This is a genomic window from Acinetobacter sp. BIGb0102, from assembly GCF_003815055.1.
In the GTDB taxonomy this organism is placed as follows: domain Bacteria; phylum Pseudomonadota; class Gammaproteobacteria; order Pseudomonadales; family Moraxellaceae; genus Acinetobacter; species Acinetobacter vivianii.
Genome location: NZ_RKQE01000010.1, coordinates 68,905 through 82,438, shown reverse-complemented (window position 1 = coordinate 82,438; position 13,534 = coordinate 68,905). Strand labels below are relative to the sequence as shown.

Genomic DNA, 13,534 nt, shown 5'->3' with positions numbered 1-13,534 from the left:
CATGATGAAGAAAACAGTAGCGATTATCGGAATGCTTATACTGGCGGGTTGTACGACGGCACCTGAAAAGGCACCAACCAAGACTTCGCCAACTCACCCACCGAAGAAAGTGACTCAACCTTCTTCTGGAGTGAAAATTACGCCTTATGATCAAAAAGAGATTAAGCGTCAAAGCGTTCCTGTGGTTGTGCCTCAACAAAAGGTTCAGCAGAAGTTTAATGATGGTAGTCAGCTACCTGCATTTAAAACCTTGATGCAAAAAACGCAGGTAGCTTATAAGCAGCAACAACTTGCGGAAGCTGAACGTTATGCGCTTCAGGCGCAACGTATCGCGCCACAAGCCACCGAAACTTATTTGTATTTGGCAATGATTGCTGATCAACGTAAAGAGTATGCCAATGCAGAAGCATTGGCACGCCGTGGCCTTAGTTACGCGCAAAGCAATGCCATGAAAAAGCAGTTGTGGTTAATTATTCTTAAAGCCAGTGAAGCCCGCAATCATTCGGTGAAGGCCCAAGAAGCTCGTAGAGCCCTTCAGGCACTCTAATCCTAGTCAATTGCACTAAACTGACGAATCCCGGCAAGCCCATAAGCATGATGCTTTTGGGCTTGTTTTAATTCAGCAGGTGCGACACCACCTAAAGCAAACACAGGAATATCGCTTGTTCGAGCGAGTTCTTCAAAACCTTCCCAACCCAATTTTTTCGCATCAGGATGCGTTTCTGTCGCCTGTACCGGACTTAACAACACCGCATCACAACCAATATGATGGGCATGTTGCAAAGAGACCGCATCATGACAAGCAGCGATAAAGCGCTTCCCAACGACTAAGCCAGCTTTACTGAAACTCATTAATTGTGATTGCTTCAAGTGGATGGTTGAGATCTTATCGCGTAATTCAACATCCAGTTGCTGCCACAGATCGACATTGATCATCAATTTCTGTAATTGCGCATCGCTCAACCTTAAAAGCTGCTGCTGGATCTGTCTAATATCAGCACAATCAGTACGCCAATATAAGAGTGCCTCTTGTTGCGGCAAGGCATCAATTTGGTCACTAATCTTGATGAAATGAGGCCAGATCAAACGTTGTAGAATGGCATCATTGGCCTTTGGAAAATTTAACTCAGCCAGTTGTTCACGTTTATACCATCCCCACGGTTGATGAATCAGATCGAGCAATTCATCGGGCACATAGGCATGAAACAAATGTAGATTCACAATAATGTCATCATATTCATGACGGATCACATCAAAAACATGCCAGTCTTTTATACCAATCCCTACTTCTTCATAAATCTCACGGCGACAAGCCTGCTCTGGTGTTTCACCTGCTTCAACTTTTCCACCTGGAAACTCATGTTTATTGCCCTGATGCTGGTTGGCCTGTCGCCAGCCGACCAATACTTTGGTTTTATGTAATAAAATTGCGATTGCAACATCAACAGTAGCTTTGGTCATAACAGACTAAAATCTCTCACCTTTTATCCCGATTCTAGGGAATTTAAACACGAATTCACATGACCAAAAACAAAATTAATCACTGATTTTGTAAATTCTTAAAATTTCCGTTGACAGGTCTATTCGATAATGATTATCATTTAAAACATTAAAGAACACACCACGGAGCATAACAAATGAACGCACCATTCAACCTATTTACTCGTAGTACAGATGCAGCTCAATCATTGCCAATGTTGCATTCAAACAACCTTTTTGCCTTGGGGCGCGAAATCCGCATTATGCATGCGGGCGAAGAATATCGTTTACGTCTAACGCGTAATAATCGCCTGATTTTAACGAAGTAATATAATAACAACCGCATAATAATAAACGTGGGAATAAGCAGTATGTCAGCGCATGCTGCTTTTTTTTATTTTGCTCATTGGTAAATTTATACAGGTAGCTGGATACTCACCTTGAGTCCGCCATAGCTGGATTGGGAAAACTTGATTTTGCCCTGATGCAATTCAACAATTTTTTTACAAATCGACAGACCTAATCCCGAACCTTGGGTTTTAGTTCCTAAGGCACGATAAAAACGCTCTCCCAATCGCGCTAGTATGTCGTTGTCCATGCCTTGTCCTTCATTTTCGATCACCAGCGCTATAGCATCTTGTTGCTGCTCCAAACTGATATAAATCTGTCCTTGCTCAATGCTATATCGGATCGCATTATCAATTATATTTCGGATGCAGGTAAATATGAGTTGCTGATTGGCATGCAGCATATTTGATTGTTCTGTGATGTCTACATGGATTTGAATGCACTTTTCCTTAGCAAATAATGCCAATGCTTGTGTTGCTTCCTGCACCACCTCTTGTAAATCAAAATAAGTTTTGGGTAGATTTTCTGCATGCTCAGGATCTAGACGCGCCAAAAGCAATAAATTTTCCAGTGTCTGAATTCCACGGTTCACATCTTGCTGCATCTGGACGAAATCCCCAGCCCGTTCAGGATATTTACGCTGTAGTAACTGCAATCGCAATTGAATCGCTGATAAAGGTGAACGCAATTCATGGGATGCATCAGCGGTAAAACGCTGTTCTGCTAGCAAGGATTGTTCGAGACGCTGTAACAGTCGATTGAGCTGCCCCAACATTGGCTGCAATTCTTTGAGTTCGACGTCTCCAGCATGTATCGGGCTCAAATCATCTGCATTTTTTTCTGATATTTCTGAAGATAATTGATGAATCACTTTAAATTGTCGTTTAATCAGGAAATGTATCATGATCCATTGCATCAGCCACACCAGCATCAAGATCAGTGCATAGCCTGCGAAACTATTCAGCAAGTCTTTAAAACGTTCGCCAAGCGGCTGTAAAATTAGTACTTGCATATGTGCATGTTCATCTTCGCCCGCATAACTCCGCCATAACTGGCCTTGCTGCCAAATGATGCCATAGTCGCCATGAGTTGCTGCAATCAAAGTGTGATGCTGTGGATCAAGCTGAAAATCAGTGGATTGGGTTAAAACTTGCTGCGAATTGCTCAACTGATATTGGATATCAAATTCATCACTCAGTTCATCAATTTGTTGCCCAGAGGTTTGGGTTAAATCCGTAATCAGCAACATATCTGAAATCTCGTCCATGATTTCATCTTGTACCTGCATGGTTTGATATACCGAAATCACGGCGAACAAAAGTAATGCCACACATCCAGCAATCATTGAACTTACTAAAGAAGTTTTAACCAGCTTGGTTTGTAATGACACCACTTTCATTCTATTCCCCTTGATGCATGCGATAGCCTAGACCACGAATGGTCTTGATATATTGCCCACCAATCTTTTTACGAATCTGATAGATAAACACCTCGATGGCATTACTTTCAATTTCATCGCCCCATGCATAGAGAGATTCTTCCAGTTGCTCCCGTGTCACAATATGCTCAGGTTTCTGCATCAGCTTATATAGAATCTGGAACTCTTTGGCAGTGAGATTAACCGCTTTACCGTCCTGAATCAGAGTCTTGGCTTGAGGATCAAGTTGTAAATTGGCAAAATGAAGATATTGACCCGCTTGAGTCTGATGTTGACGCAATTGAGAACGAACCCGAGCTGATAATTCCTCCAGATTAAATGGCTTGACCAGATAGTCATTAGCCCCCAGATCCAGTCCTTCTACCCGATCATGGATGTGGTCTTTGGCAGTAATAAAAATAACAGGAGTTTTGGTGTTTTGTCGGCGAATGGTTTTAAGGATTTCATCGCCTGAAGCTTGCGGTAAGCCCCGATCCAGAAGGATGCAGTCATATTGATGCTGTTCGACCGCCAGAATCGCATGATCCCCCCGTTCCACCCAGTCAACGCTATAACCGTCCATTTCCAGCCAGGCTTTGATACTTTCCGCCTGCGAGGCATCATCTTCAGCCAATAAAATTCGCATAAAACAGCCCACTCTGTTGATCTTTCACATAATCTTAAAATAAATCATAAACAAAAAACCACATGATGATCATGTGGTTTTTTTATTCGTCCATCAATCTTTAGAATTGAACCTGATCAACATCAACTTCAACACGTTTCGCTGGCTTATAGTCGATGTCGATTTCACCAATTAAGGTCACTGGTGTTTTTGCTGATACTGGCTTACCTTGCCATAAATCATCATCAATATCGACCGTCATTGAACCTGTCTGGTCACTAAACTGATATTTCTCATCACCTGTTGCTTTTACCACATAACCTTTCAATTTAACTGGCGTATCATCTTTCAAGGTCAAAGCCTGTTTGACTGTGGTGATTTGAGTCGGCGCCAATGCTTGCTGATTTACGGCAGTAGTATTCGCTACGGCAAAAGTAGTTGCGCCAACCAAGCCAGCAACAACTGCAAATTTAGATAATACGTTCATATACTTTCCCCTCATCGTGGTTTCATCATTTCGATGGAGTCATTAAAACAAACCAAGATGAGGTGAATCTGAAGATGGCACTGTAGCTTAATTTAATGGCACCACGCGCAATACTTCTTCTAACGTGGTCACGCCTTCAATCACTTTACGTGCACCCGCAATCCGCAATGGCTCAATTCCCTCTTTTTTCGCTTGCCCTTTTAGATCATTGAGTGTGCCATGCGCACTGATGATCGACTTGAGCTCCAGACTGACAGGCATAAATTCGTAAATACCGACACGGCCCTTATATCCAGTATGACGGCATGCTTCACACCCCACAGCTTTATACATGCTGGTTGGCATATCCATCATATAATCAAAGGTTAGATGTTCCCATTCTTGCTCATTGATTGGTGTTTCTTGCTTACAATGCGGACACAGGCGACGAACCAGACGTTGAGCTAATACCCCCAGAATGGTTGCAGCAGTCAAGAATGGCTGCACGCCTAGATCATGTAAACGCGTCAGGCTCGACGGTGCATCATTGGTATGTAAGGTAGATAACACCAGATGCCCTGTTAATGCAGCCTGAATCGCCATATTGGCGGTGTCATGGTCACGAATCTCACCGACCATGATAATGTCAGGATCTTGACGCATTAAAGCCCGCACGCCATCTGCAAAGCCTAACTCAATGTTTGGATTGACTTGCATCTGGTTAAAACTAGGTTCCAGCATTTCAATCGGATCTTCAATGGTACAGACATTAACCTGTTCGGTTGCCAATTGCTTTAAAGATGAATACAAAGTGGTGGTCTTACCTGAACCTGTTGGCCCTGTGACCAAAATGATGCCATGACTGTGTTGTGTCAACTGCTGCCAGCTCTGTAATAAATGACCTTCAAAACCCAGTTGCTGAAAACTACGCACCAATACTTCCGGATCGAAAATACGCATCACCAGCTTTTCACCGAAAGCGGTCGGCAGAGTCGAAAGACGTAATTCAGTTTCCTGACCTTTCGGGGTACGGGTTTTTAAGCGTCCATCCTGCGGTTTACGCTTTTCCGCCACATTCATGCGACCTAAAATTTTAATACGGGAAATCACCGCTGTCAGTGTATTGGCAGGCATGTTATAGATGGTATGCAACACACCGTCGATACGAAAACGCACCTTACCTTTGTCTTTTCGTGGTTCTAGATGAATATCGCTGGCGCCTTGCTCAAACGCAAATTGCAGCACCCAGTCCACCAGTTTGACAATATGCTGGTCATTGGCATCAGGATTTTGTGTATCGCCTAACTGTAATAAAGCTTCAACGCCTTTATTTTCCCGGTCATAGATACTGGCATTTTGTGAGGAACTAACTGCACGGCTGACTTGATAATACTCAATAATATAGCGCTGCAACTGTTCAGGATTTAATAGAACTTTTTCAATCTTTCTAGGTGCCAGACTACGTTCCAGATTGTTTAACCATTCGGTGGTAAAAGGCTGATCGGTTCCGATCAAAATTCGGTCTGCCTGTACCTCCACCGCCAGAATATGATTTCTGACTGCAAATTCTTGCGACATGACACTGGTCAAGGCAGCTACATCGGCTTTAAGCGGATCAATGATAAATAAGGGAAGATCGGCTTTTTCGGCTAGCCATTGACACAAACGATTCAACGATAAGGTCATACCCGCATTCAGTTGATCTTTTAAACTAAAATTGGCAATCCACTGCAAAGGATGCCATTTTAACTGATCTTTTTGGCGATGTGTGGTCTGAACCAGCAATTTGTCGCGTTCAGTAATCCGACCATCTTTCAGTAGTTGCTCTAAGCACCACGTCACATCAATCGTAAAAGAAAAGTTTGCGAATTTTGCCTGAGCTTGCATAACCGTTCATTCCCCAAATTTTTTAACGAAATTTATATTTTTAAAGTTTTAACTTTGTTCAACTGCAACAACGATGACATCCTGTTCATCGACCGTAAAACGCACATTCAACACTGCAAAGCACATTCCATACACGCGTTCAGCATCATTTTGATACGCAGGTCGAGGATCTAAAGATAACACTTGTTCAAGTTCATCGAATATCTTTTTATCCAAAATTCCCTGCTTTAATAACTGCTGCTGTTGCTGTTGTGCATTTTCCGACCAAACAACCGTTTTACGCTGCGGCTCATCTTGTGCATATCCACTGACGGAATCAGCAATTGCATCCGAATATTGAATATACGGTTTGATGTCTAAAATTGGCGTCCCATCCAGTAAATCACTTCCCGTGACATAGACACGCACCGCTTTACCATGCTTTTCAACGCGTAAAAATTGCACGACCGATAAACCAATCGGAGATGGACGATACATACTTCGCGTCGCAAAAACTCCTATTTTCTGGTTACCTCCAAGTCTCGGCGGACGTACTTGTGCACGAAATTTAGGCATTTGATTCAAGGTGTTATCCGATTTTTTATTCTCATGGAACTGCCACAGCAGCCATAAGTGGCTAAAATCTTCGATCCCCTCAAATGCCAGAATATCGCTATAAGCCTCCGTCATCTCTATATAAGACTCAACCTGCACCAGATTTGGCTGGCGCGGAATGCCGAATTTCTCACGGTAAGGCGAACGCATATGGCCAATAATTGGCATCACTACAGAATTGTTCATCACTTTTTCTTATAAACACAATTAAATATATTCAGTTTATCGAGAATGATTTTAGATTAGAATAGCGATCTGTTTCTTTTAACTGTGATCGAGACCTTTAATGGCTGCTTTTAACGTTGAACGCATTACTCATGTTCACCACTGGAATGACACACTTTTCAGTTTTAAAACTACACGCGACGTCAGCTTACGTTTTAAAAATGGTCAGTTTGTAATGATCGGCCTTGAAGTGAATGGTAAGCCTTTGATGCGTGCTTATTCGATCGCCAGTGCGAATTATGAAGAAGAGCTTGAATTCTTCTCTATTAAAGTACAAGACGGTCCATTAACTTCTATTTTACAAAAAGTACAAGTGGGCGACGAAATCCTTATTTCTAAAAAGCCTACAGGCACTTTAGTACACGACGATTTATTACCAGGTAAAAATTTATATCTTTTATCTTCTGGTACGGGCCTTGCACCATTCCTTTCTTTACTTCGTGATCCAGAAACTTACGAAAAATTTGAAAAAGTGATTATGGTTCACGGTACACGTTATGTGTCTGAACTTGCATACCAAGATTTAATCTTGAATGAACTTCCTAACCATGAATTCTTTGAAGAGTTAGGAATCAAAGATAAGTTGATCTACTACCCAACCGTGACACGTGAACCGTTCCACACTCAAGGTCGTGTAACGACGGCAATTGAGACAGGCGAACTGTTTGAAAAAATTGGTTTACCACGTTTTAACCGTGAAACTGACCGTGCCATGCTCTGTGGTAGCCCTGCCTTCTTGAAAGACGTTGCTGCACTGCTTGACCAACATGGTTTAGTCGAATCACCACGTATGGGCGTTATGGGTGATTATGTAATTGAACGCGCATTTGTTGAAAAATAATTTGAATAGATGCAAAAAGAACCGAGGCTAAAACCTCGGTTTTTTATTTTTAAGTTTTATAAAAATGTAATTTTATTTATATAAACGTAATGATTGAAAAACTAAAATAATGAGTGATTATGCAGCATCTAAATGTATCAATCGCTCAATATAATACCAACACTCTTCAATCTCAGCATGATCTTTATTAACCTTTGCATAGGAAGTCATTCCATCCAGAATATTAATATACATGGCGGTTAATACATGAGGCTGATAGACCTGAGCCTTTACAAACAACCCCTCAACCAATGCCATTAACCATTCACGATACTCCATGATTGGTCGAATAATTGAAGGATACTGTTGTAATATTTCTAATGAAGCTTTTTGAAACATACAACCATGAAAATCATCTGAATTAAACCAGCCCAAATGCCAAAAATAGACTGCTTTAATTTTACCCAAATAGTCATCTTCCTGTTTGAGGTTAATTTCTGTTTCAATAGCTTCTTGAATGCTTTTGTTCCTTCGAGACAGACACTCTTCAATCAGGTTCTCTTTAGAGGGAAAGTATTTGTAGAAAGTCATTTTGGCAACACCTGACTCACTAATAATTCGATCCACACCTACAGAACTGTAGTTATGACGGTTAAAAAGGTCTAGAGCCGTTACAATAATATCTTCTTTTTTTGACATTTTATTATCCTTTTAGAATTCTATCAAAAAACTTAACGTATTATTAAGACATAGTTTACATGCTGGAAATTTCTGGCCACTATGTATGTTTATCTTATTTTAAGAGCATTATAGAAAAGTCGAATTTTCTTTATTGTTCCTCTTATAGGGTATGAAAAAAAAGGCTTATACACAAGATCATTTGTAAAAAAATCTTTCTATTTTTTAAATAAAAGAATATACCGTGAATCATTTCACCTTTTATTTACAGTTAAGTTAAATAATAAACTTTATTGCCATTTTTTAGCCGTCTTAATAAATTGATTTCACAAAAAAATCATTTTATATTTAAATCATCCAATAAAAAGATGTTTGGTTGTACCAATAGTTATATCCATAATCAACCAAAGAAAATCTAACTAAATAATTGGAAAAGCAATAATATTATTAATTCATCGAGTACAAGACTATGCCAAAAAAATTTGAAAACTTTGATAACCCAAGACAGAAAGCTATTGAAGGAATGAAGAATAGTATTTCTACAGACGTATGGAACAAGAATCTGAACTTTCTGAACAAATTAAGAGCAGAAATTTCAAATCATCCTGTTTCGAGACATCCTGCCATTCAACTTTTAAATGACGGTGTAATTGACAAAGAGGCATTAAAACATATTCATCTCGAATATCGACATGCCATTGTTCAGGTATTTACTGATGCTTTGCTGATGGCACAATTCCAAACTAAACAATTAGAACCACGCTTATTATCGGGTTCAAAAATGTTTCCACGGTTTTTATTAAACCTGAATATTCTGGATGAATTTGGTTTCCGACCTGGTCTGGATCAGGAAGGCTATTATTCTGGTAATCCTGAATACGCGCATTATCCATTGTTCGAAGAGGTTCTCAATGACTTCGAATTGAGCCAGTCTGAGCGCAATGACTATCAACCTTCGCTAATCGCTCAACGTGTGCGTAACTATCTGGAGAACTCGTTTAACAGCTATCAAGCCGTTTCTGCTTTACTTGCTGTGGCAGAAGAAGAAGTGATTTTATTCAGTCCTGCTTTACGCCAAGCAACCAAAGCGGTTGGTTTTGATGTCGATAGCGGCTATTACTATGTTCATGGTGTTTCACATGATGCGACCGCAGAAGCGGCTGATGATGACCATGAAGATGATTTGTGGTTTGTTCTGGCACAAGCCTGCGTTGAGTCTGAATATGATTCAATCCGTCAAATCTGTCTTGAATACTGTGATTTATGGGAACAGTTCTGGGATGAACAAATTGCATACTACGGAAGCTTTAAAAAACTGGCCTAACTTTCTCAGGAAAAGCCATTTCTAATTTTGGAAATGGCTTCCTTTATTTTTTATTAAATTTCAAATATTTATATTATTAAAGCTCAATCATAAGATAAGAAAAAAGCCCTTTTTAAAATAAACCTCGATAAATTACGATATAATTCAACTTTATTTCCCTCTCCATGCCCTGCGATGTTCTCACAATTCGATATCAATTTAGTGGTTCTGCTTGTCTTATTAGGTTGCGGTATCTTTAGCCAAAACACGGCAGTCACGGTGGCAGCCGCTTGCCTGATCTTGGTCAAACTGACACCTTTAAACCAGTTTTTTCCTTATATTCAGAATCATGGTTTAAATATCGGTATCATTATCCTCACTATTGGCGTACTCGCTCCGATTGCAAGTGGCAAGATCAGTGGTGAAAGCATCCTTAAATCATTTATCAGTATTAAATCTTTGGCTGCAATTGCCGTTGGCTTATTGGTTGCATGGCTAGGAGGCCGCGGAGTCAAGTTGATGAGTAATCAGCCTGATGTCGTCGCAGGGCTTCTGATCGGTACCGTTGCAGGTGTTGCCTTATTGAGAGGTGTTCCCGTCGGCCCACTGATTGCAGCAGGTATTTTGTCTCTGCTGATTGGGAAATCTTAGAACATTTATGATCTGCTTAATCGCATCATAAAAATAAAGGTAGCCGATTGCTACCTTTATTTTTTAAATCAACTTCAATTAATTTTCGTAATACACGGCACGCATCTTGGAAAACTTTTCAAGCTGCTTGATAAAACCTTCAAAATAGTTCTTCTCTTTATCCTCTACCCGATAGCCCGCATACAAAGTACGTCTTAGACCTTCTGGTGCTACACAGTCTAGACGGCGACTTACCACCCAGCCTTTTTGCTCATATTCATTCACAACCCAATCTGGTAAAGCTGCAATACCACGCCCACTTGCCACCAGTTGAATCAGCATTTGAGTCAGATCCGTGGTACGAATGTGCTTCGGATATACATTGGCAGGAATAAACAGATGCGCCATAATGTCTAAACGATGCTTATCGACAGGATAAGTGATCAAGGTTTCTTCAGCCAAATCCTGAACTGAAACCTGCTCAGCACGAGCTAGAGGATGCGTACTGGAAAGCACTAAACGTGATTCATATTTAAAGATTGGGAAATATTCAATTCCCTTCAAGGCAATTGGATCTGCTGTGATCAACAAATCAAACTCGGAATTTTGCAACAGCTCATGTGGATTAGACTCAAAACCTGCGGCAAAATCCAAATCTACATCTGGATATTGATGACGATATTGATTCAACAACGGCATCAGCCAGTCAAAACAGCTATGGCATTCCGAAGAAAAAATAATTCGTCCCGTCTGACCATGCACGATACGGGTAATATCGGTCTGTGCAATCTGAACTTGCGGCAATACATCATCTGCCAGTTTAAGCAAACGCTCTCCGACATTGGAAAAGCTGACCGGGCGACTGCGGCGATTCACCACTTCTACCCCATACCAATGATCAAGTTCTTTTAATTGATGAGAAATTGCAGACGGTGTCAGGCATAAATCAGTTGCCGCAGCGACCAATGAACCATGTTCTCTTAACGCAAGTAATGTTTTTAAATGACGGAGTTCTAGCACAGCAACAACCAAAATTGAATTTATTTCATCTTAACATAAAATTAATTAGCAAGTCTCAACATGAATTTAATTTCAATCATTTCCTATACAATGAAATTTTCTAATTTAAAGAATGTATTTTTTTAACAAAATTAATAATCCTAATCTCAAGGAAAAAATTTATATGAAACCCCTCATCCTAACCTTCTCCCTAAGGGAGAAGGAACTTTGAACAGTAATTTCTTGCCAATTATTGATTATTTTTCGAATTTTGAAAAAACTCTATTCAACCTTAAATAATGAAACAAGGAAATATACTTTTAGGCTTTAAAAATTTTCAGCTTGAACTGAGAATATTTCAGTTAATTCAAACGTTTTACTCATTTAAAACTTTTACAATATAAAATTATTTTTATAGACCATGTCGCCTATGACCCGTCAAAGTCAAAAGACGCTTGAACGCCAAAAACTAAGCTTACCCGAAGGACATGACAAGTTACTGCTGCACTCATGCTGTGCGCCATGTTCGGGTGAAGTCATGGAAACCCTGATTGAATCGGGTATCGACTTCTCGATCTTTTTTTATAATCCCAATATTCATCCAGTAAAGGAATATCTGATTCGTAAAGAAGAAAATATCCGTTTTGCCGAGAAGCATAATATTCCGTTTATCGACTGTGATTACGATACCGACAACTGGTTTGCACGCGCTAAAGGCATGGAAAATGAACCTGAGAAAGGCATTCGTTGCACCATGTGTTTTGATATGCGTTTTGAACGGACTGCCCTCTACGCCTATGAACACGGTTTTAGTCTGATCAGTAGCTCTCTTGGGATTTCCCGTTGGAAAAACATGCAGCAAATTAATGATTGTGGTCTACGTGCTGCTGCACATTATCCAGATATTCAATATTGGGATTATAACTGGCGCAAACACGGTGGCGCAGTGCGTATGCTGGAAATCAGTAAACGTGAAGAGTTTTATCAACAGGAATATTGCGGTTGTGTCTATTCACTCAGAGATACCAATCGCTGGCGTATGAGCAATGGTCGTGACCGAATTCAACTGGGTGTGAAATTTTATAGCAATGCGATGGATGATGAGTCCAATTAATAAAAATGAAATCGAAATAAAAAGGCTAATTCTAGTGAATTAGCCTTTTCACATCTTAATTTACAGCAACACTGATAATGCTATAGAACTGATTGCTCGGCTTTTGTTTCACATCTACCGTTTCACTCACTTCAATCAAATACTCAGCAGCTTTTGGAAATAACAATTCAGCACTGCCATCCGCCGCCGTTTTCAAGCTAATTCCTTGCTTATCGGTCGCACCTTTGGCACGAATCACCACCTCGGCATTTGCTAAGGCTTTATTGGCTTTCGATACTTTAATTTTTACTGCCTGATTGGCCTTTAACTCATTTGGATGCGTTAAAAACTCAACTTGAATCGGTGCTGTACTTGCTTGAACGGGAGTATGTTTTTCTTTACTCACATACGTCAATAACGTCCATTCTCGCGTGATTTCTACTGGGCTAATTTTTTTAGCTTTTAGATCCGCAGGAATCACAAAATCACGCTCAGCTTTTGCAGGTGCTTTATCTGCTGGCATATCAAAGAACATTTTCCATTCTTTTTGATCTTGCACGTATTTCAATGGGTAAGATGCCTTGGTCTGGATGAGATAAGTGCCCGCTTCTGGCAATTTCAAATCAAACACTGTCGCTGAACCAAGTTTAGAATCAGCTTGAATGCTGGTTTTGGTCTTATTCGGCGCAGTGATCTCAAACTTTGCATCTTTCAACGCATATTCACTGTTTAAGGCTTCTTCTGCATAACCAGAAATAATCGCCACTTGTGTTTGTTCAGTTGTATAGGCAATTGGTGCAACATACGGTTCATGTGCAGCGCTATAGCCAGAAACAAGTAGCAATGAACTGATTAATAATTTTTTCACTTTTCCACCCTGAAAGTTGTCATCTAAATATGTATGTTTTGCATTATACATAAATGAAAATAATTATCATTACATAATATCTTTTTTGACCTGAACTTATGC

General features: G+C 40.2%; 15 protein-coding genes. 6 read left to right on the top strand and 9 right to left on the bottom strand.

The window, feature by feature from the left end; all coding sequences use genetic code 11:
• Position 1: 1 nt before the first annotated feature.
• Positions 2 to 547, top strand: coding sequence for a tetratricopeptide repeat protein (locus tag EC846_RS03150; protein ID WP_123774166.1), 546 nt, complete (start codon positions 2 to 4; stop codon positions 545 to 547).
• A 2-nt stretch (positions 548 to 549) separates the two neighbouring features.
• Here the strand turns inward: EC846_RS03150 and EC846_RS03145 are convergent, their stop codons facing one another.
• Positions 550 to 1,461, bottom strand: a complete 912-nt coding sequence (locus EC846_RS03145) for an NUDIX domain-containing protein (RefSeq protein WP_123774164.1) — start codon at positions 1,459 to 1,461, stop codon at positions 550 to 552.
• Positions 1,462 to 1,637: 176 nt separating this feature from the next.
• Between EC846_RS03145 and hemP the strand changes: the two genes are divergently transcribed.
• Entirely contained in the window at positions 1,638 to 1,808 is a 171-nt protein-coding gene (hemP, locus tag EC846_RS03140; protein ID WP_004661888.1) for a hemin uptake protein HemP, read from the top strand.
• An 86-nt stretch (positions 1,809 to 1,894) separates the two neighbouring features.
• Here hemP and EC846_RS03135 read toward each other — a convergent pair whose 3' ends face one another.
• The 5 genes from EC846_RS03135 to tsaA form a co-directional block, all read right to left on the bottom strand.
• On the bottom strand, positions 1,895 to 3,226 hold the full coding sequence (locus EC846_RS03135) for a sensor histidine kinase (protein ID WP_123774162.1): 1,332 nt from the start codon (positions 3,224 to 3,226) through the stop codon (positions 1,895 to 1,897).
• Between the two features lies 1 nt (position 3,227).
• Positions 3,228 to 3,890, bottom strand: a complete 663-nt coding sequence (locus tag EC846_RS03130) for a response regulator transcription factor (RefSeq protein WP_123774161.1) — start codon at positions 3,888 to 3,890, stop codon at positions 3,228 to 3,230.
• Positions 3,891 to 3,990: 100 nt separating this feature from the next.
• Positions 3,991 to 4,356 carry a NirD/YgiW/YdeI family stress tolerance protein gene (locus EC846_RS03125; RefSeq protein WP_123774159.1) on the bottom strand — a complete coding sequence of 122 codons (366 nt, stop codon included), beginning with the start codon at positions 4,354 to 4,356 and terminating at the stop codon, positions 3,991 to 3,993.
• Positions 4,357 to 4,443: 87 nt separating this feature from the next.
• Complete coding sequence (locus tag EC846_RS03120; RefSeq protein WP_123774158.1) at positions 4,444 to 6,222, bottom strand: GspE/PulE family protein; 1,779 nt, start codon at positions 6,220 to 6,222, stop codon at positions 4,444 to 4,446.
• A gap of 48 nt (positions 6,223 to 6,270) precedes the next feature.
• Positions 6,271 to 6,984: a tRNA (N6-threonylcarbamoyladenosine(37)-N6)-methyltransferase TrmO gene (gene tsaA, locus EC846_RS03115; RefSeq protein ID WP_123774555.1), complete on the bottom strand. Its 714-nt coding sequence runs from the start codon at positions 6,982 to 6,984 to the stop codon at positions 6,271 to 6,273.
• A gap of 118 nt (positions 6,985 to 7,102) precedes the next feature.
• On the opposite strand from tsaA, the gene EC846_RS03110 reads away from it, so the two are divergent.
• Positions 7,103 to 7,882 (top strand): ferredoxin--NADP reductase, encoded by a 780-nt coding sequence (locus tag EC846_RS03110; protein WP_004772583.1) that lies wholly within the window; start codon positions 7,103 to 7,105, stop codon positions 7,880 to 7,882.
• 117 nt (positions 7,883 to 7,999) lie between these two features.
• Here the strand turns inward: EC846_RS03110 and EC846_RS03105 are convergent, their stop codons facing one another.
• Entirely contained in the window at positions 8,000 to 8,560 is a 561-nt protein-coding gene (locus EC846_RS03105) for a TetR/AcrR family transcriptional regulator (protein ID WP_005257994.1), read from the bottom strand.
• Positions 8,561 to 9,008: 448 nt separating this feature from the next.
• Here EC846_RS03105 and EC846_RS03100 point away from each other — a divergent pair, with 448 nt between their 5' ends.
• Together EC846_RS03100 and EC846_RS03095 are read left to right on the top strand one after the other, a co-directional pair.
• A complete protein-coding gene (locus tag EC846_RS03100) occupies positions 9,009 to 9,863 on the top strand; it encodes a hypothetical protein (protein WP_004772586.1) in 855 nt (284 codons plus the stop codon).
• 174 nt (positions 9,864 to 10,037) lie between these two features.
• Positions 10,038 to 10,493, top strand: a complete 456-nt coding sequence (locus EC846_RS03095) for a DUF441 domain-containing protein (protein WP_004772587.1) — start codon at positions 10,038 to 10,040, stop codon at positions 10,491 to 10,493.
• 78 nt (positions 10,494 to 10,571) lie between these two features.
• Here the strand turns inward: EC846_RS03095 and EC846_RS03090 are convergent, their stop codons facing one another.
• Complete coding sequence (locus EC846_RS03090) at positions 10,572 to 11,492, bottom strand: LysR family transcriptional regulator (protein ID WP_005257996.1); 921 nt, start codon at positions 11,490 to 11,492, stop codon at positions 10,572 to 10,574.
• A 400-nt stretch (positions 11,493 to 11,892) separates the two neighbouring features.
• On the opposite strand from EC846_RS03090, the gene EC846_RS03085 reads away from it, so the two are divergent.
• On the top strand, positions 11,893 to 12,585 hold the full coding sequence (locus EC846_RS03085; protein ID WP_032863925.1) for an epoxyqueuosine reductase QueH: 693 nt from the start codon (positions 11,893 to 11,895) through the stop codon (positions 12,583 to 12,585).
• A gap of 55 nt (positions 12,586 to 12,640) precedes the next feature.
• On the opposite strand, the gene EC846_RS03080 is transcribed toward EC846_RS03085, so the two are convergent.
• Positions 12,641 to 13,432: a DUF4198 domain-containing protein gene (locus EC846_RS03080; protein WP_123774156.1), complete on the bottom strand. Its 792-nt coding sequence runs from the start codon at positions 13,430 to 13,432 to the stop codon at positions 12,641 to 12,643.
• Positions 13,433 to 13,534: the final 102 nt, after the last annotated feature.